The organism is Actinosynnema sp. NPDC059797, from assembly GCF_042732085.1.
Taxonomy (GTDB): Bacteria; Actinomycetota; Actinomycetes; order Mycobacteriales; family Pseudonocardiaceae; genus Actinosynnema.
Genome location: NZ_JBHWIE010000050.1, coordinates 15174 through 38137, shown reverse-complemented (window position 1 = coordinate 38137; position 22964 = coordinate 15174). Strand labels below are relative to the sequence as shown.

Sequence of the window (22964 nt, the reverse complement as noted above, 5' to 3'; positions counted from 1 at the left end):
TTTCGGGGGCCACGGAACCTCCCCTACTCGGGGGGCCCGGGCCCCAACGCCCCCGGGCCCCGGGGTATGGGTCCACTTCTTCGTACTTCTTCGTGCTGCGACTTGCTCGTACTGCCACTTGCAGGTAATGCGACTTGCCGGTACTGCCACTTGCTCGTACTGCTCCGACGATCGACGTCGGATCCTGCCACTTCCACGTGCGACTGCCGGCTCCCGGGTCTTGCGCAGTGCTGTCGTGCTTTATTTCGGTTGTGCTCCGGGTACCGCATGTGCCGACAGTCCTTGGCCCACCGCCGGCGGACCCGCTACCACCGGGTCCGATCAGGGGGCCGTCCTGCTCCCAACTCGCGGGCAGTTCGTCATCTCCCGCGCCGATAGGACTTTCTCTTCGCTCTGACGAGGAGAACATTACACGCGCCCGGGTGCGCATGTCTACTCCAGCGATCACAGATTTACTCGGTCAGGTGACCTAGCTGCGCTGACCTGCGACGTCCACCAGGACCTTGCCGACGACGCCGCCCTCCACCGCCCGGTGCGCGTCGGCGGTGCGGTCGAGCGGGAAGCGGACCAGCGGCAGGCCGTGCTCCTCGCCGACCGGGAGGGCGCCGTCGCGGACCGCGACGGTGACGTCCTCGACGGCCGCGGCGCGTGCCCCCAGACCGGCCGTGTACAGCACGAGGAACTGGAAGCGCGCGTTCAGCACCATGCTGCGCGGCACGTCCAGCTCGACGGGCTCCCCGCCGGCGTTGGCGTAGGCCGCGACGGTGCCGCGCGGTCGCAGCACGGCCAGGTCCAGCGCGAGGTTCGCGCCGAGCGCCACCTCGGCGACGACGTCCACGCCGCCCGGCGCGACCCGGCGGATCCGGGCGGCCGCGTCGGCCTCGCGGTAGTCCACCACGTGGTGGGCGCCGGCGGCGGTGGCCAGCCGCGCCTTCTCCGGGCCGCTGACCGTGGCGACCACGGTGGCGCCCGCCCACCGGGCGAGCTGGATCACCGCGTGCCCCACCGCCCCGGCGCCGCCCGCGGCCAGCACCACCGCGCCGTCGAGGGCGCCGGGCCGCAGCCCGCGCGGCCCGTCCTCGGCGACGGTGAGCGCGCGGTGCGCGGTGAGCGCGGGGACGCCGAGCGAGGCGCCGACGTCGAAGCCGACCTCGTCGGGCAGCGGCACGGCCTGCCCGGCGGGCACGACGGTGAACTCGGCGGCCGTGCCGTGCGGGCGCCCGGCGGCGGCCAGGAACACCCAGACCCGCCGGCCGACCAGGTCCCGGTCGACCCCCTCGCCGACGGCGTCGACCACGCCGGCGCCGTCCAGGTGCGGTGTCACCTCCGGGAACGCCTTGGGCGTGGCGCCGGCGCGGGCCTGCCAGTCGGTCGGGTTGACCCCGGACACGGCGACCCGGACGCGGACCTCGCCGGGGCCGGGCACGGGCAGGTCCCGCTCGACGAGCCGGAGGACGTCCGGCCCGCCGGTGTCGCGGTAGGCGATGGCCTTCACGACCCGTCCCCGGCGCCGGTGCGGTCGTCGCCGGCGTCCGCGCCGGCCCGGCCGAGGGGGACGTCGTTGGAGCGGGACTCGACCGCGTCGAGGGCGGCGAGCGTCGCGTCGTCGAAGGAGATGTCGCGGACCGCGGCGTTGGCCTCCAGGTGGGCGGGGTCGGCGGTGCCCGGGATGAGCAGCACGTTCGGGGCGTGGTGCAGCAGCCAGGCGAGGCCGACCTGCGCGGGCGTCACGCCCAGGGACTCGGCCGCGGCGCGGACGGCCGGCTCGTCGGCGACCTTGGGCACGCCCGGGAACTGCCCGCCGAGCGGGAAGAACGGCACCCACGCGATCCCCTCGGCCGCGCACAGCCGCAACAGGTCCTCGTCGTCGCGGGAGACGAGGCTGTAGGCGTTCTGCACGCAGGCGATGCCGGCCGGCAGGGCCCGGCGCAGGCCGTCGGGCGTGACGGCGCTCAGGCCGATCGCGCCGACCTTGCCCTCGTCGCGCAGGGCGGTCAGCTCGGCGAGCTGGTCGTCGAGGTCGACCACCTGGTCACCCTCCGGCCGCAACCCCGGACCGGCGTCCAGGCGGCGGAGGTTGACCACGGGCAGCCGGTCGACGCCGAGTTCGCGCAGGTTGTCCTCGACACTGGCGCGCAGCTGCTCGGGCCGTTGCGCGACCCGCAGCGGCAGGCGCCCGTCCGGGTCCGGGTCGGCGCCGACCTTGGTGACGACCAGGACGTCGTCCCCGGGGCGCAGCGCCTCGCGGATCACGGCGTTGACGAAGCCGTGGCCGTAGAACGCGGCGGTGTCCACGTGGTCCACGCCGAGTTCCACCGCGCGGCGCAGCAGCGCGACGGCGTCGGCACGGCGGTCGCGCAGGCGTTCGAGCTGCATCGCGCCGTAGCCGACGCGGGACACGGCGCAGCCGGCGAACGGTGCGGTGGGTGCGATCACGGCGTGGTCTCCTCGGTGGGTGGGCGGAGTGCGGTGTAGAGCAGCTGGGCCTGGTACTGCGCCACGACCCGGTGGGCGATCCCGGTGGCGCGCTCCCGGGCCGGCGCGGGCCCCAGGTGCTCGACCTTGACGAGCCAGGCCGTGGCGCAGTCGCGCAGCAGCGCCCGCATCCGGTCGGTCATGTCGGTGACGATGGCGCGGACGGCCGGGTCGGTGGTCGCCTCGGCCCAGGTCTGCACGCCGACCCGGGCGTGGTCGGGGTCGATGCCGGCGACCAGTCGGGCGAGCATCTCGTCCGGGTCGGGAGGGGCGGGGTCGGCCGTCCACCGGCCGACGACCTCGGTGTGCCGGGCGAGCACCGCGCGGGCGACGGCCCGGACCAGGTCGGCCTTGTTCCGGTAGTGGGTGTAGATCGAGCCGGCCGAGAGGCCGGACTCGGCCGTGATGTCGGCGATGGACGTCCGCTCCAGGCCGGTGCGGCTGAAGCAGCGCACGGCGGCCTCGGTGATCTGGGCGCGCCGGAGTTCCTTGCGCGCGTCGGTGAGCCGGGGCACTGCGTCCTCCAAACAGAACCGCTGTTCTTATTGTAGGGTAGACTACAAGAAGAACAGCGGTTCTGTTTGGAGAGGGTCGGGTTCAGTCCTCGATCGCCTGGTAGAGCGTGGTCCAGAAGTCGTGCAGGGCGTGCATCGGCGCCGGCACCGACGCGCCGACCTGGGTGAGCAGGATGCCGACGACCCCGTTCTCCGGGTCGGCGTAGGTCGACGTGCCGCTCCCGCCGTCCCAGCCGAACTGGCCGACGGGCGCGTAGTCGCCCCGGTAGGTGCGCACCGCCATCCCGAGGCCCCAGCCGCCGTGCTGGCCCTGGCCGAACGAGATGTGGACGTTGTCGCGCGCCAGAGCGGTCCGGGCGGCGTTCTGCTCTGGCGTGAGGCGGTCGGTGGTCATCAGCTCGACGGCGGGCCGGGACAGGACCCGCCCGTCCCCGTGCGCCCCGAGGTCGAGCAGCATCCGGAAGTAGGCGTGGTAGTCGTCCACAGTGGACACCAGTCCGCCGCCACCGCCCTGGAACGCCGGCGGGCTGCTCCACCGCCCGCCCTCGGCCTCGTCCCACACGGTGAACTCCCCGGTCCGCGGGTCGGGGGCGTAGAGGGGCGGCAGCCGGTGGACCTGGTCGGCGGGCACGTGGAAACCGGTGTCGACCATGCCCAGGGGCCCGAAGACGCGGTCGCGCAGGAACTCCTCGAACGTCCGGCCGGTGACCCTGGCGACGAGCACGCCGACCAGGTCGTTGCCGACGTGGTACTGCCAGCGCTCCCCGGGCTGGTGCATCAGGGGGAGCTCGCCGAGGCGGCGCAGCCACTCGTCCGGCTCCGGCATCGGCTCCGGCGTGTTGGGCGTGAGCCCCCGCCCGAAGAGCGCGTCCATGATCGGCGTGCCCAGCGCCGTCATGTCCATGCCGAGCCCGAACGTGGAGGTCAGCACGTCCCGCACGGTGATCGGCCGCCGCGCCGGCACGGTGTCGTCCAGCGGGCCGTCGACCCGCTTGAGCACGCGCGGGTCGGCGAGTTCGGGCAGCCACTCCCGCACCGGGTCGTCCAGCCGCAGCCGGCACTCGTCCAGCAGGACCACCGCCGCCGCCATGGTGACCGGCTTGGACGTGGAGGCCATCCGGAAGATCGTGTCCCGGCCCATCGGCGGGCCGCCGTCGTGGCGCATCGTCCCGATCGCCTCGACGTGGACCTCGTCGCCGCGGCCGACCAGGGCGACCAGGCCGGGGATGCGCCCGGACTCGACGTGCCGCGCCAGCACGTCGCGCAGCCGGCGCAGGCCGGTCCCGGAGAAGCCGCGGTGCTTGCCGGAAGGGGTGACGGACATGGTTGTGCTCCTCGGTCGGGGGTGACGGGTGGTGGGACGCGGCCGGACCGGCTCAGAGGCCGTGGGCGGTGATGTCGCCGTGGTCGGTGGTGGCGTGGATGTCCACTTCGGCGTCGCCGGTGTTCCTGAGGGTGTTGTGGACGCGACCGAGGGCGGTGCCGGCGTCCAGGGACGCGGAGGCGCGAGCGCCGACCGAGATGTCACCGGCCCGGGTGCGCAGCACGACCTTGCCGCGCACGGCCTCGGTGATCCGGATGTCGCCCTTGGCGGTGCTGATCTCGGCGGGGCCGGCGAGGCGGCCGACGGTGACGTCACCGGCGTGCGTGGTGAGGTCGAGGCTCGCGGCCTCGTCCAGCTCGACGGAGCCGTGCGAGCCCTCGAAGGCGACCTCGCCGAGCCTCCCGACGCCGCGGAGCCCGGCACTGGCGGCCTTGGCCCGGACGCGGGAACCGGCGGGCAGGTGGACGGTGACCTGGATGGACCCGGAGGCGCCGAGGACCTGGTTCCCGGCCGGGGCCTCGATGCGCAGGACGCCGTCGCGGTACTCGACCGCGGTCCGCCCGGCGGCCTTGACGTCGCGGCGCCTGGCGGCGTCGGCGGGCAGGACCTCGACGGTGGTGTCGGCGCGGTCGGCGGCGAGGAACCGGACGGTGCCGGCGGGGATGTCCAGGACGGCGGAGATCGGGGCGGGGGTGTCGAAGGTGCGCACGGTGCTCTCCCGGGGCTCGTCCGGGCGTCCGGCTGGCGGGCCGCCCGTGGTGGGTGTGATCGGTGTCCTGATCACGAGGACCACGATCGCCCGCCGCCCTGACACCGGACGGCCACCGCGCTGACACGGCCCCTGACACCGCTGACACGGCCACCGGCGCCGCCCCGGGAACCCCGCCTACCGCACGTCCACCAGCACCGTGCCCGTGACCGTCCTCTCGGTCAGCGGCACCACCTTGCCCTCGGCGTCGCCCTCGCTGGTGTAGGAGAGCCTCCCGCTGGCGCCCGGCACGGCGTTCGCCCCGCTCACGGAGTAGGCGACCTTGAGCACCTCCCGGTGGTCCAACGGCGCCTGGCGCGCGGGGTCCACGGCCATCGTGACCATGCCGAGCGCGGTCAGCACGGCGTCGTAGGACAGGACCGTGCCGTCGTCGCGCTGCGCCGACTCGTCCAGCGCGTAGTCCGGCAGCTGCCGGCCGGTGAAGTCCTTGATGGCCTTCAGGCTCATCCGCTCGCCGTCCTCCCAGCCCTTCGCCAGCAGCTTCTCGTGGGCGGCCAGGAGGTCGGGCGCGGCCAGGTCCGTCTGCACGATCGTGACCCCGGCCAGGCCCGCCCGGAACCCGGCGGTGTCCGCCTGCTCGTCGGTGGGGCCGTCGTCACCGGTCAGGATCACCAGTTCCTTCCCCTTCTCGCACGGCCGGTCGCCCAGCGCCTCGAGCAGGGCGCTGAGGTGGACGCCCCGGCCGGCGAAGTAGAAGACGCGCGTGGTCGCGTAGCAGATGTTGGGCTGGTCGGCCCGGAACGTGCCCTTGACGTCCTTCAACCTGCTGTCGTAGGTCATGGTCTTGAGGACCTCGATGCCCGACGCCTCGGCCTGCTCCCGGAACTCGCCGGCGAGTTCGGCCGAGTAGTCGTCGTCGTCGTTCCGGTCGGTGATCACCACGACGCCCGGTTCCCCGCCCCGCGGGTCGCGGCCGGCGTCGGCGAGCAGGATCTCCTTGGCCTTCGCCGCGGCCACCTCGGCCTGCCGGGAGTTGTTCGGCGCCGGGCGGAGCAGCCCGTTGATGCCGCGCAGCGCGTCGGAGGTCATCGTCGAGGCGACCATCGGCACCTGGTTGTCGGACAGCGCCTTGATCGCGTCCTTCGTCGTGGCGAGGCTCTGGCCGAAGCCGGTGACCGCGACCAGCCGGTCCGGCGCCTCGCGCCTGCGGAGCAGCTCGTCCACCGCGGTCCGCCAGTGCGCGAAGCCGTCGCCCGCGTTGGCGGGCAGCAGCGTCACCTTGGGCGTGTTGCCCGCGTTATGGAGGGCCTGCGCGCGCAGGGCGCCCTCCAGTTGGTGCCGGACCTGCGTCACCGGCTCGATCGCGTGCTCCGCCGGCGGCGTCAGGTTCAGCAGCACCGCGATGCTGACGCGGTGGGGGTCCTCGGCCGCCACCGCGTTCTGCCGCCGGATGCGCTCCATGACGGTGCGGAGCCGTTCCCGCCCGAAGTCGAACGCCCGGTCGGGCGCGGCGACGCCGACGCACTGGCCGTCGACCGGCACCAGCCCCGCCTGGTCGTCGCAGACCGGTTCGCGCGCCGCCCAGGACACCGCCGCGACCGCGCCCGCCAGGACGACCGCCGCGGCGCACAGCGCGACGACCTGCCGCCTGCTCCACCGGGGACGTGCGTCGGGGATGTCCACTGGGCTCACTGCTCCTCCTCGTGGTGACGGGGCAGACCTCGACGGCGCGGCAGCCGGCGCCCCTGTTCCTCGTGCCGGTCGGCCATGGCGAGGATCTCCATCTGGTCGCTGTAGGCCAGTCCCACCACCTGCCTGAGGTACGTGGCGGTCCTGATGTGGTGGTCGGCCCACTCGTCGATCAGGTGGACGTTGCCGGTGGCGTGCCACGACAGCAGCACGCCCTCGATGGGGGAGCGGAAGACCCGGGGCGGCAGCAGGCCCGGGTGGGCCGGGCAGGACACGACCACCTCCACCACGTCCAGCCAGCGCCGCCCCTCGCCGGTGAGGAGCAGCTTCTCCAGCGCGGCCAGCACGCCGTCGAGGTCGCCCGCGGCGAACCGGTGGTGCAGCTCGCCCTCCTCGTCACCGCGCCGCTTCGCGCACCCCGCGAGCCGGGTGAACACCGCGCTCCACGAGTCCGGCGCGTCCGCCGGCCGCTCGGCCAGCCGTTCGAGCAGCAGCAGCCGCAGCAGCGGGTGCATCACCGGGATGCCCTTCGGGCCCAGGCACGCCCACTCGGTCGCGAGCACCGACTCCTTCAGCCACGTCTGCTGCCGGTCCGTCATCAGGAGGGCGGCCTCGGCCTGGTTCCTGGCCGCCGAGCGGGTCACGGCGTCGGCCAGGTCGCCGGTCCGCTCCGCCAGCAGCCGCTTCAGCAGGTAGTGGCGCAGCGGCCCGGACCGGTCGTGGGCCTCGACGCCCAGCAGGAGCCGGGGCACCCACTCGGCGGGGGTGAGCAGGCGTGCCGCGCGCACCAGTTCCGCGCCGGCCTCGGGGTGGCCCGCGCTCAGCCGGACCACGGAGAACGCGAGCGCCTCCCGGTGCTCCTCGGGCACCCCGGCCTCGGCGGCCATGGCCCGCACCTGGGCCGTGGTGAGCCCGGACAGCGGCAGCGGGGTGTACGGCCCGCGGGAGGTCGCGGTGCCCCACCTCAGCCGCTCCACCTCCTTGCGGTCGGCCGGGACCACCTGGTCGCCCGGCAGCCCCAGCTTGCCCACCAGCGCGCGGTCGCCCACCGCGATGAAGGTCGCCCTGGCCCGCGTCCCCGCGGCGACGGCCGCGCCCCAGGCCCGGAGCAGCGGCGCGGCGTCGATGTCGCTGCCGAGCAGGACCACCGGGTCCACGCGGCGCGGCCCGCCGGTCCCGACCGACGCCAGGTCCTCCAGGAAGGCCGTCACCAGGACCTGGTCGACGCGGTCCCGGGAGTCCCGGTCCCCGCGCTCGCACAGGTCGGCGAACTCGCCCAGCGCGGCGGCCCGGCGGTGCCAGTCGTACCCGCCCCCCAGCCGGTGCCAGGGGCGCCGGAGCAGCCGGGCGGCCAGGGCGCGGACCACGGGCTGCGCCCGGTCGCCGAGCCCGGCCTCGTCGCACAGCCGGCCCAGGCCGGACTCCAACGCGTCCTTCGCGCGCAGCCGCTCCAGCAGGTCGTCGAGGGCGACACCGCCGCCCGCGCGCCGGATCGACCTCGCGACGAGGTGGCCCAGCAGCCCGGAGAAGCTCCAGGGGCCGTCCTGCGCGGCCAGCCCGACCGCCGCCTCCAGCAGCAGGTCGGGCACCGGCCTGATCCGGTGCCCGTGGGTCGCGCCGAGCAGCACCCACCACTGGCCGCGCTCCGCCAGGTCCTCGGACAGCCACCGCTCCGTCCGCGTCCGGCCCGACCCCGGCGGCCCGAACAGCACCGGCGCGGTGGTCCGGTCCTGCCGCGCGGTCGCGCCCGGCGCGCCGAACACGATGATCGACCGGACGATGTCGAACACCGGGTCCGTCCGGTCGCGGGGCACCGCGGGCAGGGCGGGCCCGACGCCCCGCCCGTTCGCGTCGGGCGCTTCGGGGAACCTGGGTGCCCTGCCGCCGAACAGGCACAGCCAGGCCGTCAGCGGGATGCCCCGGAAGACCTCGGTGAACTGCGTGAAGCCGTACCGCTCGCGCACCGCCGCGACCTCGTTGACGGTGCTGGTGTAGAAGTCCTCGGACACCACGAGCGCCAGCACCGCGCCCGACTCCCGGAGCCGGTCCTTGACGTGCTGCGCGTCCTGGATGCGGGTGGCGTGCTCCATGGCCTTCGAGACCTCGGTGGTCTCCACCGGGGTGACCTCGCCGTAGTGCAGCACCACCCTGATCCGCAGGCTGCTCTGCTCGTTGGCGCTCTCGTTGTGCTCCAGGACCCCGTCCACGAGCTCGCTGACGAACTTGCGCGCCAGGCGCTCCTTGGGAATCGTGCCGTCGACCAGGATCTGGTAGCCGTCGCCGCGGTCCCGGAAGTCGCAGTGGGAGAGGTCGATGCCCGCTTCGCGGAAAGCGTGCTCCACGACGCGGCGCAGGGAGTCGACGGCGCGCAGCCGGTGCCCCACGTACCTGCCCGCGGCGCTCGATCCCGCGATGTCCACCGACACTATGGAGTGGTGTTTCGCCTCTTGGTGGAACGGCAAGGTTCCTCCTCTCCGGACCCCGGCCCGAATGGTGGCACCGCTGCTATCCCCTCGCGGCACGCACGCAGTATGGAGGCGCGCCACGGGGGGAACTGGGTAATACGACTCAGAACCCCCTGGGTTCCAACCCGGGGGGAATGAGCCGGGGTTACTGCTCTTGACCTGGCCAGGGAGCCGCGAAATGGTGCTGTGATCGCATTTTTCCGCAGATCGTCCGGCGAAAGGGCGGAAAGGCCGGAAGATGCCATTGACCCCTGGTGGGCCACCGGTCTGGAAACGTACGGCGATTACATCGGTCGGGGGACCCTCGGGAAGGTGACCCCGGTCAGCTCTTCGGAGACCTCCCACAGCCGGCGCGCCACGGCGGCGGCCCTCGCCTTCGCCGAGCGACCGACCGGCTCCGGCGCGCCACGCCCCTCGAAGCGGTCGCCCGGTCCCGCGTAGGAGTCGCCGGGGACGTCCGCCACCGCCGCGTACGGCGTCGGCAGCGCGCCGTCGTCGTCGCTCTGCGCGAACAGGCCGATCGCGGCCCCCTGCACGAGGTCGCGCACGCGTCGCCGGCGGTCGGACCTGAGCAGGTTCGTGGCCGCGAAGCCGGGGTGCGCGGCGGTCGCGATCGGCCTGCGCTCCCGGTTGAGGTCGTCGAAGTCGATCGAGCCCAGCTTGTGCGCGCCGGACGAGACGGTGACGACCCGCTGGCGGACACGTGGCAGGAGCAGGGCGGTGAGCGCGAAGCGCCCCAGGTGGTTGGTCCCGAGCTGCAGCTCGAAGCCGTCGGCCGTGCGGGTGTGCGGGTGTGCGGCGGGATCATGACGCCCGCGTTGTTGACCAGCACGTCCACCGGTGCGGTGAAGTCCTCGGCGAACGCGCGGATCGAGGACAGGTCGGCGAGGTCGAGCCGGCGGACCTCGACGTGGCCGGTCATGCCGGCGGCGGCGTCGCGGCCCTTGGCGGTGTCGCGCACGGCGAGCACGACGTGCGCGCCCCTGGCGGCGAAGTAGGCGGCGGCAACAATGTTGTCAACGACAACAGGTTGCTACCATGGTCGCCGTGCCGGGCCCGACCCACGAGCGCCCCTACCACCACGGGAACCTCCGCGCCGCCCTGCTGGAGGCGGCCGAGCGAGTCCTGCGGGAGCGCGGCGCGGGCCAGGTGGCGCTGCGCGACCTGGCCAGGGAACTCGGCGTGAGCCACGCCGCGCCGCAGCGGCACTTCCCCAACCGCCAGGCGCTGCTCGACGCGCTCGCCGAAGCGGGCTTCGCCCGGCTCGACACCGCCCTGCGCGCCGCGCTGACGGGTGCGGACGACGACTTCCCGGTCCGGGTGCGCGCCTCGGCGACCGCCTACACCCGCTTCGCCACCGAGAACGCCGCGCTGCTCGAACTGATGTACACCGGCAAGCACCGGCCGGACGCGACGCGGATCGCCAAGGCCGCCGAGGCGCCGTTCGGGTTGTTGAACGACGTGATCGCGCAGGGGCAGGAGGTGGGGGCGCTCCAGCCGGGTGACCCGAGGCGGATCGCCGTCGTCCTGTTCGCCACGCTCCAGGGCATCACCGCCCTCGTCAACGGCAACATCGTCGAGCCGCACCTGTTGGACGACCTGGTGGACACCGCGGTCGACCAGTTCCTGCGCGGCGCCCGGCCGGTCGGGTAGCACGGGGGTCCCAGGTGGGGCGGCGGGCGGCGGCTGCCACCGCCCGAGGGTGACCGGGCCCGGGAGTCGTCCGGTTCGCCGAAGGGGCGGGGATCGGCGTCGGCGCGGGCCCGGGGCGGTTCGGGGATGTCCTCGGCGGTGCCGTGGTGGCGGATGCGGACCGGGTGCCGCGGTCCGGGGTGCCGCGGGTTCAGGCTTCGAGCGCCCAGCGCACGTACCGCATCCTCGGCGTGAAGCCGGCCCCGGCGAACACCCCGGACGCCCCCGACGGGCTCGCCCAGTCCACGCTCAGGCTCGCGCGGTCGTAGCCCTGGTCGGCGGCGGCCCGCAGCGCGTGCCCGATCAGCGCGCCGGCGACGCCCCGCCGCCGGTGGCCCGGGACCGTCCCGATGACCATGAAGTGCGCGTCCCGGACGCCGGTGGCCGCCACGTCGGCCTCCCAGTGCAGAGTGACCAGCACCCCGACCGGCGCCCCGGTCGCCACCTCGCGGACCAGGAAGCTCGCCTCGGGCCGGAACGTGTGGTTGGTGATCTTGTTCCGCCAGGAGTCCGCGGGCATCGGCGCCGCGCCCCAGTGGTCCTCGTACGCCTCGTTGCGGACCGCCCGGAAGTCCTCGTCGTCGCGCTCCGACCACGGCTCGACCCGCAGCCCGTCGGGGACCGCCACGCCGGGGACCGCGTCGCCGAGCGGGTGCTCCATGCGCTGGAAGTGGCGGACCGACGTGAAGCCGCGGGAGCGGAGGAGTTCGGGGACGCCGGCGACGTGCTCCGCCTTGTGGACGTCGACCGCCAGGTCCAGCGCCGGGTGGAGCCGCGCGTGCAGCGCCTTCGCCGCCGCCACCCCGGCGTCGACGAGCGCGGCGCCGACACCCCGGCGGCGGTGGTCGGGGTGGACCCCGCCGTCCAGGAAGACCCGGTGGACCCGGTTCGCGGCGGGCTTGTCGCGGACCTTCACGTAGCCGACCATCACGTCGCCGTCGAAGGCGGCGAGGCTGGCGCGCTCCAGGTCCGCGTAGGGGTCGACCAGTTCCTGGAGGGTGTCCTCTTCGGTGTAGTTCTCGCCGATCCGGTCGACGGCCTCGATGGCGTTGAGGAGGTCGGCGGACGCCTTGGCGTCGGCTGCGGTGAGCGGCCGCCACGTGAGGGAGGCGGTTCCTGCGGAGGACATGCGGCCGACGGTAACCGCCACGTGCGCGGGCTGTCGCCCGGTTTCCCGGCCGCGGCACGCGAGGGTCCGCTCCGCATGTGCTCCACCTGCGCGGATGGGATGATCAGGGAACGCGGGGCGTGCCTGACAGCCGATGCACACTGGGGGAGCCATGCACACCACCGGTCACCGCCGGGCCGTCGCCCTCGTCGCCGCCGTCGTGGTGCTCGTGCTCGCCACGGTCCTCGCCAACCGCGTCCTGCCCGGGTGGGCCTACCCCCTCAACGGCCTCGTCGCCACCGCCTGCCTGCTCGCGCTGGCCCGGTGGGCCGGGCTCGGGCTCGCGGAGGTCGGCCTGGACCGCCGGCACGTCCGGCGCGCCGCCCTGGTCGGGGTGGGCGGGGTGGTGGTGGTCGGCGCGGTGTTCGGGATCGCCCTGCTCGTCCCCGCCTGGCGCGAGGTCTTCCACGACGGGCGCGTGGACGCCTCCGGTCCCGGCGCGCTGCTGTGGGTCGTGCTGGTGCGCATCCCCCTGGGGACCGTGCTGCTGGAGGAGGTCGCCTTCCGCGGTGTCCTGCCCGCCCTGCTCGGGGCGGGGGAGCGGTGGCGCTGGGGACCGGTGGCCCTCGCCTCGGCCCTGTTCGGGCTGTGGCACATCCTGCCCTCGCTGGCCCTGCGCCAGAACGCCGCGGTCGACGCCCTCTTCGGCGACGCGCCGGTCCTGGTGACCGTGGTGGCGGCGGTGGTGGCGTCGGCGCTGGCCGGGGTCGGGCTGCACTGGTGCCGCCACGTCGGCCGGGGTGTGCTGGCCCCCGTGCTGGTGCACCTGGCGACCAACTGCGGCGGGGTGCTCGTCGCCTGGTGGGTGCTGCACGCCTGATCGGGTTCACCATGTGGGAAGGGCCCTCGGGGTCGCCCGGGGGTCCTACGCTCGGCCGCGTGGGCACTTCAACGGGGACCCGTTCGCTGCCGGTGATCGACATCTCCGCGTTCCGCGATCCCGGCGTCGACCGGGAGGAGTTCCTGGCCGCGCTGCGCCGCGCCGCGCACGAGGTCGGCTTCTTCTACGTCGTCGGGCACGGGGTCCCGCAGGAGCTGACCACCGGGATCTTCGAGGTGGCGAAGCGGTTCTTCGCCCTGCCCCTGGAACGGCGGCTCGCGATCGAGAACGTGCGCTCGCCCCAGTTCCGCGGCTACACGCGCGCCGGGCGGGAGCGCACCGGGGGCACGCCCGACTGGCGCGAGCAGCTCGACGTCGGTCCCGAGCGGGACGCCCTCGACCTCCGGCCCGGCGACCCCGCGTGGCGCCGGCTGGTCGGGCCGAACCAGTGGCCCGACGACCTGCCCGAGCTGCGCGAGACGACCCTCGCCTGGCAGGACGAGGCGTCGCGGGTGAGCCGCGAGGTGCTGCGCGCGCTGTCCGCGGCGCTCGGGCAGGACGAGGGGTACTTCGACACCTGGTTCGACGACGAGGCCCACACGCACCTCAAGGTCGTCCGCTACCCAGGTCGCCCCGCGCCGGACGTCGAGCAGGGCGTGGGCGCCCACAAGGACTACGGCTACCTGGCGCTGCTCCAGCAGGACGAGGTCGGCGGCCTCCAGGTGCAGGCCGCCGACGGGTCCTGGATCGACGCGACGCCGGTGCCGGGCAGCTTCGTGGTCAACATCGGCGAGCTGCTGGAGATCGCGACGAACGGCTACCTGACCGCGACCCGGCACCGCGTCCTCAGCCCACCGGCGGGGGTCGAGCGGTTCTCCGTGCCGTTCTTCCTCGGGCCCCGGCTGGACGCCGTGGTCGAACCGCTGGAGCTGCCCGCCGACCTGGCCGCCGCCGCGCGCGGGGTCAGCCAGGACGCCGACAACCCGCTGCTCGCCGCCTACGGCGAGAACGCCCTGGTCGGCTGGCTCCGGTCGCACCCGGCGGTCGCCGAGCGCTGGTGGGGCGACGTGCTGGCGCAACGGGCCTCTGAGGCCGGGCGGGGCCGCGCGGGCTGACGCGGCGACCCCGGGCGGGTGCGGAGTTCCGCATCAGCCATCAGGGGGAAATTGTTCCCGCATCGTGGGAAGAGGCCACCGGTCAAGCGGTTTTCCCTATCGTGACCGCTCGTTCACCCATCCGAGGAAGGTCACTTGTCGTCACCACACGTCGCGGTCCCGGCCAGGTCGGTCGGCAGGGCCGTCACGGCGATGCTGCGCCGCGACCGCTGGGCGCTCGCGGGAGCCGTCACGATCGCCGTGCTCGGGCTCGCGGCCGTGTTCGCCGACCTGCTCACCGCCATCGAGGGGCAGGACCCGTACACCTACCGGACCGAGGCGCTCGACCCGGAGACCGGCGGTCCGGCGGGCGCGCTCGGCGGGGTGAGCGGCGACCACTGGTTCGGCGTCGAGCCGCTGACCGGGCGGGACCTGTTCGCGATCGTCGTCCACGGCGCGCGCACGTCGTTCCTGATCGGCCTGGCGGCGACGCTGGTGTCGGTGGTGGTCGGGACGCTCGTCGGCGCGGCCGCCGGCTACCTCGGCGGCTGGCCCGACCGCGTCGTCACCTGGGCGGCCGACGTGTTCCTCGGCTTCCCGTACCTGATCTTCATGATCGCGCTGGGCGCGGTGGTGCCGGGCCACGTGTCCCGGCCGCTGCTGCTGATCCTGGTGATCGGGTTCTTCGGCTGGCCCTCCATCGCCCGGATCGTGCGGGCGCAGGTGCTGACGCTGAAGAAGCGGAACTTCGTCGCCGCCGCGCGCATCCTCGGCGCGAGCCCGTGGCAGGTGTTCCGCGCCGAGCTGCTGCCGAACCTGTGGGCGCCGATCATCGTGGTGGCCACGCTGTCCGTCCCCGGCAAGATCGGCCTGGAGGCGGCGCTGTCGTTCCTCGGCGTCGGCATCCCGCCGCCCACGCCGAGCTGGGGCCGGACGATCAGCACGGCGGTCGACTGGGTGTCGACCGAACCGATGTTCCTGTTCTTCCCCGGCGTCGCCCTGTTCCTGGCCACCTGGGGGTTCACCGTGTTCGGCGACGGGCTGCGCGACGCCCTCGACCCCAAGACGGACGTGCGGCGCTGATGCGGGCACTCAGGTTCACCGCGAACCGGATCGCGAGCACCCTGCTGGTGCTGGTCGTCGTCGTGTTCGTCACCTACGTGGTGTTCTACCTCGTGCCGTCCGACCCGGCGCAGCTCGCGTGCGGCCGGCCGTGCACCGAGCAGAACCTGGCGCTGGCCCGGGAGTTCATGGGGCTGGACGACCCGTGGTGGCGGCAGTTCCTGGACTACCTCGGCGGCATCGCCACCGGGCGCACGTTCGGCGTCGGCGCGACCTCGATCCACTGCGCCGCACCGTGCTTCGGCTACTCGTTCCAGCAGAACACCGACGTCGTCGTGCTCATCGCCGAACGCCTGCCGGTCACCTTCTCGCTCGCGGTCGGCGCGGCCGTGCTGTGGCTGGTCGCCGGGGTGGGCGCCGGCGTGCTCGCCGCGCTGCGCCGCGGCACGACCTGGGACCGGATCACCCTCGCGGCCTCGGTCGCCGGCGTGTCCGCGCCCGTGTACCTGGTGGGGCTGCTGGGCATCCTCGTCCTCGGCTTCACCCTCGACGTGGTGCCGGTCGGCGGGTACGTGCCGTTCACCGAGAGCCCCGTCGACTGGGCGTGGCACCTGGTGCTGCCGTGGCTGGTCCTGGCGTTCGCGCACGCCGCGGTCTACCTCCGGCTGACCCGGGCGCAGATGCTGGAGGTGCTGGGCGAGGACTACATCCGCACGGCCCGCGCCAACGGCCTGCGCGAGTCCTCGGTGATCGGCAGGCACGCGCTGCGCAACGTCCTGCTGCCGGTCGTCACGGTGTTCGGCATCGACCTCGGCTCGCTGCTCGGCGGCGCGGTGATCACCGAGCGCGTGTTCAGCCTGCCGGGGCTCGGCGGGCTGCTGATCGACGCGGTGAACCAGCGCGACCTGCCCCTGCTGCTGGGCTGCACGCTGTTCGCCGCGTTCCTGGTCGTCCTGGCCAACGCCGTGGTCGACCTGTGCTACGGCGCGCTCGACCCACGAGCCCGCCTGACCTGACGTCCCACGGGGGAGAAGAGAATGATGTCCAGGCAAGTCCGGAAGCTCGCGGCGGTCGCGGCGGCGGTGACCCTGCTCGCGGCGTGCAACGCGAACGACCGCGGGAACACCGGCGCGTCGTCGGCCGCCGAGGCGGCGCAGGGCGGCACGCTGCGGATCCTGAGCGAGGGGCAGACGGTCAACTACGACCCGGCCAAGAGCAGCAGCCTGCCCATCACCTCGCTGGGCTTCGTGCACCGCAGGCTCACCGGCTGGCTCAACGCCGAGGGGGAGCAGGCCGAGGTGGTGCCCGACCTCGGTGACACCGGCAAGGCCTCCGACGGCGGCAAGACCTGGACGTTCACCCTCAAGGAGGGGCTGAAGTTCAGCGACGGCAGCCCGATCCGCTCCCACGACGTCAAGTGGGGCGTCGAGCGGACCTTCGCGCCGGCCTTCTCCGGCGGCCTCGGCTACCACAAGCAGCTGCTGGCCGGCGGCGCCGACTACCGCGGCCCGTTCGAGGGGCAGCGCCTGGCCTCCATCGAGACGCCGGACGACCGGACCATCGTGTTCCGCCTGACCCGCCCGTACGGCGACTGGCCGTGGATCACCAGCACCCCGGCCTTCGCCCCGGTGCCGGAGGGCAAGGGCGCCGAGCCCGACTACGGCGAGCACCCCGTGGCCTCCGGCCCGTACCAGATCGCCGAGTACCAGCGCGGCGTGCGGGCCCGGCTGGTCCGCAACCCCAACTGGGACAAGAGCACCGACGAGATCCGCGGCGGCCTGCCCGACGAGGTCCAGTTCCAGCTCGGCCAGGACGCCTCCGTGGTCTCCCAGCGGCTCCTCGCCGACAGCGGCGACGACCGGCAGGCGTTCGGCTCCTCCTTCGCCTCGCCCGCCCAGCTCGCGCAGCTCCAGGGCAACGCCTCCGCCAAGCAGCGGCTCGTCACGTCGAAGACCGGCGCGCTGGCCTACCTCGCCCTCAACACCGAGAAGCTGACCGACCCCAAGGTGCGGCAGGCGTTCCAGTACGCCGTGGACAAGACGTCGTACCAGATCGCGTCCGCGGGCAGCGCGCAGCTCGCCGGCGACGTCGCCACCACGCTGATCACCCAGGGCATCGCGGGCCGCGAGCAGTTCGACCTGTACCCGGCGCCGCCGGCCGGCGACCCGGAGAAGGCCAAGCAGCTGCTCGCCGAGGCCGGTTTCCCCGACGGCCTCAAGGGCCTCGACTTCGTGGTGCCCAAGAGCAACGACGCCCCGGCCAAGGCGCAGGCGCTCCAGGCCGCGCTGGCCAAGGCCGGCATCGCGGTGGACATCCGGGTGCTCGACACCGACGCGTACGAGGCCGAGACCAGCCAGGCGGAGAAGCCCACCTACGACCTGACCCTCAGCTCGTGGCAGCCGGACTTCCCCAGCGCCAACGCCAACATCCAGCCCCTGTTCGCCTCCTCGGAGGTCGGCGGCGGCGGGTACAACCTGTCCCGCTACCGCAACCCCGAGGTGGACGCGCTGATCGAGGCCGCGCAGAGCGAGGTGGACCCGGTCGCGGCCGGCCGCAAGTGGGTCGAGCTGGACAAGAAGATCCTCGCGGACTCGCCGGTCGTGCCGCTGATCTACACGCGCAACTCGTTCCTGCGCGGCTCCGCGGTCGCGAACTTCTACATCGCCGACTTCCCCGCCTATCCGAACTACCTCCAGGCGGGCATCGCCAAGTGACACCGCCGCTGCTGCGCCTGGAGGGCGTCTCCGTGGCGTTCGACGCCCCCGCCGCCGAAGGGGTCGAGTACTCCTTGGCGGCGGGGGAGGTGCTGGCCGTCGTCGGCGAGTCGGGCTCCGGCAAGACGGTGACCGCGATGTCGCTGCTGGGGCTGCTGCCCGGCGCGGCGACGGTCACCGGGCGGGCGCTGTTCGGCGGGCGGGACCTGTTCGAGCTGTCCGCCGAGGAGCTGCGGGCGGTGCGCGGCAACGACATCGGCATGGTGTTCCAGGAGCCGATGACCGCGCTCAACCCGGTGTTCCGGGTCGGCGACCAGCTCGCCGAGGTCGTCCGGGCGCACGGCGACCGCACCGGCGCCGAGGCGGGGCGGCGCGTGGTCGAGCTGCTGTCGCTGGTCGGGCTGCCCGCCGAGGCGCGGCGGAAGTACCCGCACGAGCTGTCCGGCGGGCAGCTCCAGCGGGTGGTGATCGCCATGGCCGTGGCGAACGAGCCGTCGCTGCTGATCGCCGACGAACCCACGACCGCGCTGGACGTGACCGTCCAGGCGGAGGTCCTGGAGCTGCTGCGCGACCTGCGCGGCCGGCTCGACGCGGCGATCCTGCTGATCACGCACGACATGGGCGTGGTGGCGGACCTGGCCGACCGGGTCGTGGTGATGCGCGACGGGCGGGTGGTCGAGCAGGGGCCGGTGGCGGAGGTGTTCGCCGCGCCGCGCCACGAGTACACGCGGTCCCTGCTGGACTCGGTGATCTCGCTGAGCGCCCCGCCGCCCGTCGCGCCGCCCGACGCCGTCGAGGTGTCGCCGGGCGTCGTGGCGCGCGGCGCGCACGTGGCCGTCACCTCGCCCTCGGGGTCCGCGCCCGACCGGCCCGGCGACGACCCGGTGCTCGTGCTCTCCGGGCTCACCGTCGACTACGGCCGGTTCCGGGCGGTCGACGGGGTCGGGCTGCACATCGGGCGGGGCGAGGTGCTGGGCCTGGTCGGGGAGTCCGGCTCCGGCAAGAGCAGCGTCGCGGGCGCGGTCACCGGCCTCGTCACGCCCGCCGCCGGGGTGGTCCGCCTGTCCGGGCAGGAGCTGTCGCGGCTGCGCGGCCGGGCGGCGAAGCGGGCGCGGGGCCGCGTCGGGGTGGTGTTCCAGGACCCGGCGTCGTCGCTGAACCCCCGGGCCACCGTCGCCCGCAGCGTCGCCGCCCCGTTCCTGCTGCACACCCCGCTGCGCGGCGCGGAGCTGGACCGCCGCGTGGACGGGCTGCTGGACGCGGTGGGGCTGTCGCCGTCGCTGCGCGACCGCTACCCGCACGAGCTGTCCGGCGGGCAGCGGCAGCGGATCGGCATCGCCCGCGCCATCGCCCTGGACCCGGACCTGCTGATCGCGGACGAGCCGACCAGCGCGCTCGACGTGTCGGTCCAGGCCCGCGTGCTCGACCTGTTCCGCTCGCTGCAGGCCGAGCTGCGCTTCGCCTGCCTGTTCATCAGCCACGACCTCGCGGTGGTCGAGCGGCTGGCCGACCGGGTGGCCGTGCTGCACCGCGGTCGGGTCGTCGAGAGCGGGCCCGCCGACGAGGTGCTGACCGCGCCGCTGCACCCGTACACGCGGCGGCTGCTGGCGGCCGCGCCGGTCGCGGACCCGGCGCGGCAGCGGGAACGCCGGGAGGCGTGGCTCGCGCTCGACGGCCCGGCGTGACCCCGGGGTCACCCCGGCGGGTGCGCCCGGGTGACGGGACCGGGCGTCACCGGCCGGGCACGTCGGTCACAGCAGCGACACGGCCTTGTCGAGCCCCGGGTCGCGCCCCGCGGACAGGTCCGCCGCGGTCACCGGGGCGTGGTGGTCCGGCGCGACGCCGATGGTGTTCACGATCTCCCCGTTCGCGGCGACCTCGTGGTGCTTCGGCAGGGCGAGGATGCTCCGGTTGTCCAGCAGGTGAGGCAGGCCGGGACCGGACACGGCGCCCGCGGTCCGGGTGCCCACCAGGGCGCCGAGCCGGAGGTCCTTGACGGCACTGGCGAACGAGTCGCACGCGGACGCGCAGCGGCGGTCGGTGAGGGCGACGAACGGCAGGTCGAGCAGTTCGACCGAGTCGTCGGTGCGGTTGGGGGTGCAGCGGCCCCTGACGTCGCACCAGTAGCTGGTCGTCCTGCCGTGCGCGAGGGCGCCGAGGAGCCGGGCGACGGCGTCCGGGTTGCCGCCGCCGTTGCCCCGCAGGTCCAGCACCACCCCGCGCAGCTCCGTCCGCGCGCGCAGCTCGGCGACGGCGGCCAGCGCGCGGTCGGCCAGCTCCGGGGTGAAGCTCGGCAGGCTGACGTAGGCGACGTTCCCGTCCACGAGCCGGGATTCCACGTCCCGGGGGCGCGGCTGGTACGGGGCGGCGGTGAGGGTGGCGGTGGACGTCTCGCCGGTCGCCGGGCGGCGCACGGTGAGCCGGAGCACCGAGCCCGGCCCGGTGTCGGCCGGCGTCAGCGCGCCCCTGGTGAGGACGCCGTTGACGAACAGCGGCACGCCGTCGACCGCCAGGACCTCGTCGCCGGGCGCGAGGCCGGCGACCGCGGCCGGGCTGCCCGCCGCGACCGCGGTGACGTGGGCCGGTTCGGTCGCCACCGGGTCGATGTCGCCGGGGCCGACGGTGACGGACAGGTCGAAGCCGTAGGGGTTCGGGGTGAACCCGTTGAGCCACCGCGCGTGGTTGTCGTCGAGCGCGTCGACCATGGCCCTGATGGCGGCGGTCGCGATGGCGGCGCGCGCGGCGTCGTCCGGCAGCGCGTCCGCGATGCGCCGGTAGACCCCGCCGAACGCGGCCCAGTCGGCGTCCCTGCGGCCGGTGAGCCGGGGCAGGGTGGCGTCGGCCCGGTCGAGGCCCCGGCGCTGCAGCTCCTGGGTCAGCGCGGCGAACGCCGGCACGAGCAGCTCGCGGCTGTCGAGCACCGGCCCGCTGTAGTGGTTGTCGAAGATGCAGTGGTAGGCCTGCCCGACCGTGGTGGCCGTGGGCGGCGTCGGCGCCGGCGGCTGCTGCCCCGGCGCGGGGGTGGGCTTGGCGCAGGCCGGTGGCCTGCCCGCGACGGCCCGGGACGGGTCGGCGGTGCCGTCCGCCGCGCCGACGAGCGAGGCGGTCACGGCGAGCACCGCGGCGGCGGTGAGCGGGCGCCATCTGCGTGCCACGGGGATCTCCTTGGGGTGGTGGGGACCTGACGACGGCGAGTTCTACGGGTGCGGCGGTTTCAGCGGGGTTTCGGGCGCGGCGCAACCCCGGTGAAACCGGCGGCCGGCGATACTGCGCGCGTGCGGGTGCTGGTGGTCGAGGACGACGAGGAGATGGCGCGGGCGGTGGCGACCGGGCTGCGCCGGGCGCGCATGGCCGTGGACGTGGCGCTGGACGGGACCAGCGGGCTGGAACGCGCGCTGGGCACCGACTACGACGTGGTCGTGCTGGACCGGGACCTGCCCGGCACGCACGGCGACGACGTGTGCGCGGAGCTGGTCGCGGCCGGGTGCCGGTGCCGGGTGCTGATGCTGACCGCGGCGGCCACCACGGAGGACCTGGTCGACGGGCTCGGTCTCGGCGCGGACGACTACCTGGCCAAGCCGTTCGACTTCCGGGCGCTCGTGGCGCGGGTCGGCGCGCTGGCCCGGCGGGCGCACCCGGTCGCGCCGCCCGTGCTGCGCCGCGGCGACCTGGTCGTCGACACCGCCCGGCGCAGGGCGGCCCGCGGCGACCGGCCGCTGGAGCTGTCGCCGAAGGAGTTCGGGGTGCTGGAGGTGCTGCTGGCGGCGGAGGGCCGGGTCGTGTCGGCGGAGGAGCTGCTGGAACGGGTGTGGGACGAGGCGGCCGACCCGTTCACCACCGCGGTGAAGGTCGTGGTCAGCAGGCTGCGGGCGAAGCTCGGGGACCCGCCGGTCGTGGAGACCGTGGCCCGGAGCGGGTACCGGGTGTGAGGGGCGTGCTCACGCGGCTCACGGGGCTTGCCCGGCTCACGGGGCTCGCCCGGCTCGCCCGCCACCTGCCGAGGCGGACCGTGCGGCTGCGGCTGACCCTGCTGTACGGCGCGCTGTTCGTGCTCTGCGGCGCGGGCGCGCTGGCCGTCACGTACGCCCTGGTCCGGCACTCGGTGACGCCGGAGGGCGACGTGACGCTGTTCCGCCGGCCGGGTGAGCCGGGCCCGCCCGGCGGCCCGGTGCCGCCGGTCGACGTGGGGACCGAGCAGGTGGTGGCGAGGGCGGAGGAGGCGCTGGCGGCGCAGCGGCGGGACGTGCTGCGCCAGCTCGTGGTCCAGTCCGGGACCGCGCTGGCCATGCTGGTGGTGCTCGTGCTGGCCCTGAGCTGGTGGGCGGCGGGCCGCGTCCTGCGCAGGCTGAGCACGATCACCGCGACCGCGCGGGAGATCTCGGCGACCAACCTGCACCGGCGCCTGGCCCTGGCCGGCCCGGACGACGAGCTGAAGGAGCTGGGCGACACGTTCGACGAGCTGCTCGGCCGGCTGGAGGCGTCGTTCGAGGCGCAGCGCCGGTTCGTCGCCAACGCCTCCCACGAGCTGCGCACGCCGCTCGCCCGCCAGCGCGCGATCGGCCAGGTGGCGCTCGACGACCCGGACGCGACGGTGGCGTCCCTGCGCGCGGCGCACGAGCGGATCCTCGCGGCGGGGGAGCAGCAGGAACGGCTGATCGAGGCGATGCTCACCCTGGTCCGCGGCCACGCCGGCATCGACGTCCGCCACCCCTTCGACCTGGGCGAGGTGGTGACCGGCGTGGTCGAGGCGCGCCGGTCACCGGGCGTCGTGCTGCGGGCGGTGGTCGAGCCGTGCCCGGTGTCCGGCCACCGGGCCCTCGCCGAGCGCCTGGTGGTGAACCTGGTGGACAACGCGATCCGGCACAACGAGCCCGGCGGCTGGGTCGAGGTGCGGTGCGGCTCCGGGGCGCTGGCGGTGACGAACACGGGCCCGGTCGTGCCGGCGGAGGAGGTGGAGCGGATCTTCCAACCGTTCCACCGGCTCGGCCGCCCCAGGACCGGCCAGGGCCTGGGGTTGGGGCTGTCGATCGTGCGGGCGATCGCGACGGCGCACGGCGCGCGGGTCGTCGCGGTGCCCAGGGCGGGTGGCGGGTTGGAGGTGGAGGTGGCGTTCGGCTGAGGGCGGGTGCGGGTCGCGCGGGTTCGTGCCGGGCGCGGCCCGGAAGATCGGTTGATCCGGCCGTCGCGGGACGGGACGCTGTGGTGGCGGGTCCCCTCGGAGGGGGCGCCACCCGAAG

20 protein-coding genes are annotated in these 22964 nt (G+C 74.6%); 10 read left to right on the top strand and 10 right to left on the bottom strand.

What is annotated here, in order from left to right; translation table 11 throughout:
- Nucleotides 1-469: 469 nt before the first annotated feature.
- From ACFV4N_RS15720 to ACFV4N_RS15685, 8 genes are all read right to left on the bottom strand, one after another.
- Nucleotides 470-1495, bottom strand: coding sequence for an NADPH:quinone reductase (locus tag ACFV4N_RS15720; RefSeq protein WP_499673226.1), 1026 nt, complete (start codon nucleotides 1493-1495; stop codon nucleotides 470-472).
- Complete coding sequence (locus ACFV4N_RS15715; RefSeq protein WP_499673225.1) at nucleotides 1492-2436, bottom strand: aldo/keto reductase; 945 nt, start codon at nucleotides 2434-2436, stop codon at nucleotides 1492-1494. The genes ACFV4N_RS15720 and ACFV4N_RS15715 overlap by 4 nt, the downstream gene beginning before the upstream one ends.
- Entirely contained in the window at nucleotides 2433-2990 is a 558-nt protein-coding gene (locus tag ACFV4N_RS15710; protein WP_499673224.1) for a TetR/AcrR family transcriptional regulator, read from the bottom strand. The genes ACFV4N_RS15715 and ACFV4N_RS15710 overlap by 4 nt, the downstream gene beginning before the upstream one ends.
- Nucleotides 2991-3072: 82 nt before the next feature.
- Nucleotides 3073-4314, bottom strand: coding sequence for a serine hydrolase domain-containing protein (locus ACFV4N_RS15705; RefSeq protein ID WP_499673223.1), 1242 nt, complete (start codon nucleotides 4312-4314; stop codon nucleotides 3073-3075).
- A 52-nt stretch (nucleotides 4315-4366) separates the two neighbouring features.
- Nucleotides 4367-5023, bottom strand: coding sequence for a DUF4097 family beta strand repeat-containing protein (locus ACFV4N_RS15700; protein ID WP_499673222.1), 657 nt, complete (start codon nucleotides 5021-5023; stop codon nucleotides 4367-4369).
- Nucleotides 5024-5200: 177 nt separating this feature from the next.
- Nucleotides 5201-6715 carry an ABC transporter substrate-binding protein gene (locus ACFV4N_RS15695; protein WP_499673221.1) on the bottom strand — a complete coding sequence of 505 codons (1515 nt, stop codon included), beginning with the start codon at nucleotides 6713-6715 and terminating at the stop codon, nucleotides 5201-5203.
- Nucleotides 6712-9174, bottom strand: a complete 2463-nt coding sequence (locus ACFV4N_RS15690) for a hypothetical protein (RefSeq protein WP_499673220.1) — start codon at nucleotides 9172-9174, stop codon at nucleotides 6712-6714. Before ACFV4N_RS15690 ends, ACFV4N_RS15695 begins: the two co-directional genes overlap by 4 nt.
- 287 nt (nucleotides 9175-9461) lie before the next feature.
- Nucleotides 9462-9725 carry a hypothetical protein gene (locus ACFV4N_RS15685; RefSeq protein ID WP_499673219.1) on the bottom strand — a complete coding sequence of 88 codons (264 nt, stop codon included), beginning with the start codon at nucleotides 9723-9725 and terminating at the stop codon, nucleotides 9462-9464.
- Nucleotides 9726-9839: 114 nt separating this feature from the next.
- Between ACFV4N_RS15685 and ACFV4N_RS15680 the strand changes: the two genes are divergently transcribed.
- Both ACFV4N_RS15680 and ACFV4N_RS15675 read left to right on the top strand, forming a co-directional pair.
- Nucleotides 9840-10175: a hypothetical protein gene (locus ACFV4N_RS15680; protein WP_499673218.1), complete on the top strand. Its 336-nt coding sequence runs from the start codon at nucleotides 9840-9842 to the stop codon at nucleotides 10173-10175.
- A 49-nt stretch (nucleotides 10176-10224) separates the two neighbouring features.
- Nucleotides 10225-10830, top strand: coding sequence for a TetR/AcrR family transcriptional regulator (locus tag ACFV4N_RS15675; RefSeq protein ID WP_499673217.1), 606 nt, complete (start codon nucleotides 10225-10227; stop codon nucleotides 10828-10830).
- A gap of 190 nt (nucleotides 10831-11020) precedes the next feature.
- Here the strand turns inward: ACFV4N_RS15675 and ACFV4N_RS15670 are convergent, their stop codons facing one another.
- Nucleotides 11021-11998 (bottom strand): GNAT family N-acetyltransferase, encoded by a 978-nt coding sequence (locus ACFV4N_RS15670; protein ID WP_499673216.1) that lies wholly within the window; start codon nucleotides 11996-11998, stop codon nucleotides 11021-11023.
- Between the two features lie 151 nt (nucleotides 11999-12149).
- Between ACFV4N_RS15670 and ACFV4N_RS15665 the strand changes: the two genes are divergently transcribed.
- From ACFV4N_RS15665 to ACFV4N_RS15640, 6 genes are all read left to right on the top strand, one after another.
- Complete coding sequence (locus ACFV4N_RS15665) at nucleotides 12150-12857, top strand: CPBP family intramembrane glutamic endopeptidase (RefSeq protein WP_499673215.1); 708 nt, start codon at nucleotides 12150-12152, stop codon at nucleotides 12855-12857.
- Nucleotides 12858-12916: 59 nt separating this feature from the next.
- Nucleotides 12917-13972, top strand: coding sequence for an isopenicillin N synthase family dioxygenase (locus ACFV4N_RS15660; protein ID WP_499673214.1), 1056 nt, complete (start codon nucleotides 12917-12919; stop codon nucleotides 13970-13972).
- A 192-nt stretch (nucleotides 13973-14164) separates the two neighbouring features.
- Complete coding sequence (locus tag ACFV4N_RS15655) at nucleotides 14165-15034, top strand: ABC transporter permease (RefSeq protein WP_499673227.1); 870 nt, start codon at nucleotides 14165-14167, stop codon at nucleotides 15032-15034.
- Nucleotides 15034-16029 (top strand): ABC transporter permease, encoded by a 996-nt coding sequence (locus tag ACFV4N_RS15650; protein WP_499673213.1) that lies wholly within the window; start codon nucleotides 15034-15036, stop codon nucleotides 16027-16029. The genes ACFV4N_RS15655 and ACFV4N_RS15650 overlap by 1 nt, the downstream gene beginning before the upstream one ends.
- Nucleotides 16030-16050: 21 nt before the next feature.
- Nucleotides 16051-17727 carry an ABC transporter substrate-binding protein gene (locus ACFV4N_RS15645; RefSeq protein WP_499673212.1) on the top strand — a complete coding sequence of 559 codons (1677 nt, stop codon included), beginning with the start codon at nucleotides 16051-16053 and terminating at the stop codon, nucleotides 17725-17727.
- A complete protein-coding gene (locus ACFV4N_RS15640) occupies nucleotides 17724-19412 on the top strand; it encodes an ABC transporter ATP-binding protein (protein ID WP_499673211.1) in 1689 nt (562 codons plus the stop codon). The genes ACFV4N_RS15645 and ACFV4N_RS15640 overlap by 4 nt, the downstream gene beginning before the upstream one ends.
- A 66-nt stretch (nucleotides 19413-19478) precedes the next feature.
- On the opposite strand, the gene ACFV4N_RS15635 is transcribed toward ACFV4N_RS15640, so the two are convergent.
- On the bottom strand, nucleotides 19479-20882 hold the full coding sequence (locus ACFV4N_RS15635) for a S41 family peptidase (protein ID WP_499673210.1): 1404 nt from the start codon (nucleotides 20880-20882) through the stop codon (nucleotides 19479-19481).
- A 120-nt stretch (nucleotides 20883-21002) separates the two neighbouring features.
- Here ACFV4N_RS15635 and ACFV4N_RS15630 point away from each other — a divergent pair, with 120 nt between their 5' ends.
- Together ACFV4N_RS15630 and ACFV4N_RS15625 are read left to right on the top strand one after the other, a co-directional pair.
- Nucleotides 21003-21656, top strand: coding sequence for a response regulator transcription factor (locus ACFV4N_RS15630; protein ID WP_499673209.1), 654 nt, complete (start codon nucleotides 21003-21005; stop codon nucleotides 21654-21656).
- A 5-nt stretch (nucleotides 21657-21661) separates the two neighbouring features.
- Nucleotides 21662-22846 (top strand): sensor histidine kinase, encoded by a 1185-nt coding sequence (locus tag ACFV4N_RS15625; RefSeq protein WP_499673208.1) that lies wholly within the window; start codon nucleotides 21662-21664, stop codon nucleotides 22844-22846.
- Nucleotides 22847-22964: the final 118 nt, after the last annotated feature.

Bases quoted from the DNA above. Each gene is read 5' to 3' on its own strand.
- ACFV4N_RS15655 (WP_499673227.1), top strand. From the start codon at position 14,165: ATGCTGCGCCGCGACCGCTGGGCGCTCGCGGGAGCCGTCACGATCGCC.
- ACFV4N_RS15665 (WP_499673215.1), top strand. From the start codon at position 12,150: ATGCACACCACCGGTCACCGCCGGGCCGTCGCCCTCGTCGCCGCCGTC.
- ACFV4N_RS15705 (WP_499673223.1), bottom strand. From the start codon at position 4,314: ATGTCCGTCACCCCTTCCGGCAAGCACCGCGGCTTCTCCGGGACCGGC.
- ACFV4N_RS15645 (WP_499673212.1), top strand. From the start codon at position 16,051: ATGATGTCCAGGCAAGTCCGGAAGCTCGCGGCGGTCGCGGCGGCGGTG.
- ACFV4N_RS15670 (WP_499673216.1), bottom strand. From the start codon at position 11,998: ATGTCCTCCGCAGGAACCGCCTCCCTCACGTGGCGGCCGCTCACCGCA.
- ACFV4N_RS15650 (WP_499673213.1), top strand. From the start codon at position 15,034: ATGCGGGCACTCAGGTTCACCGCGAACCGGATCGCGAGCACCCTGCTG.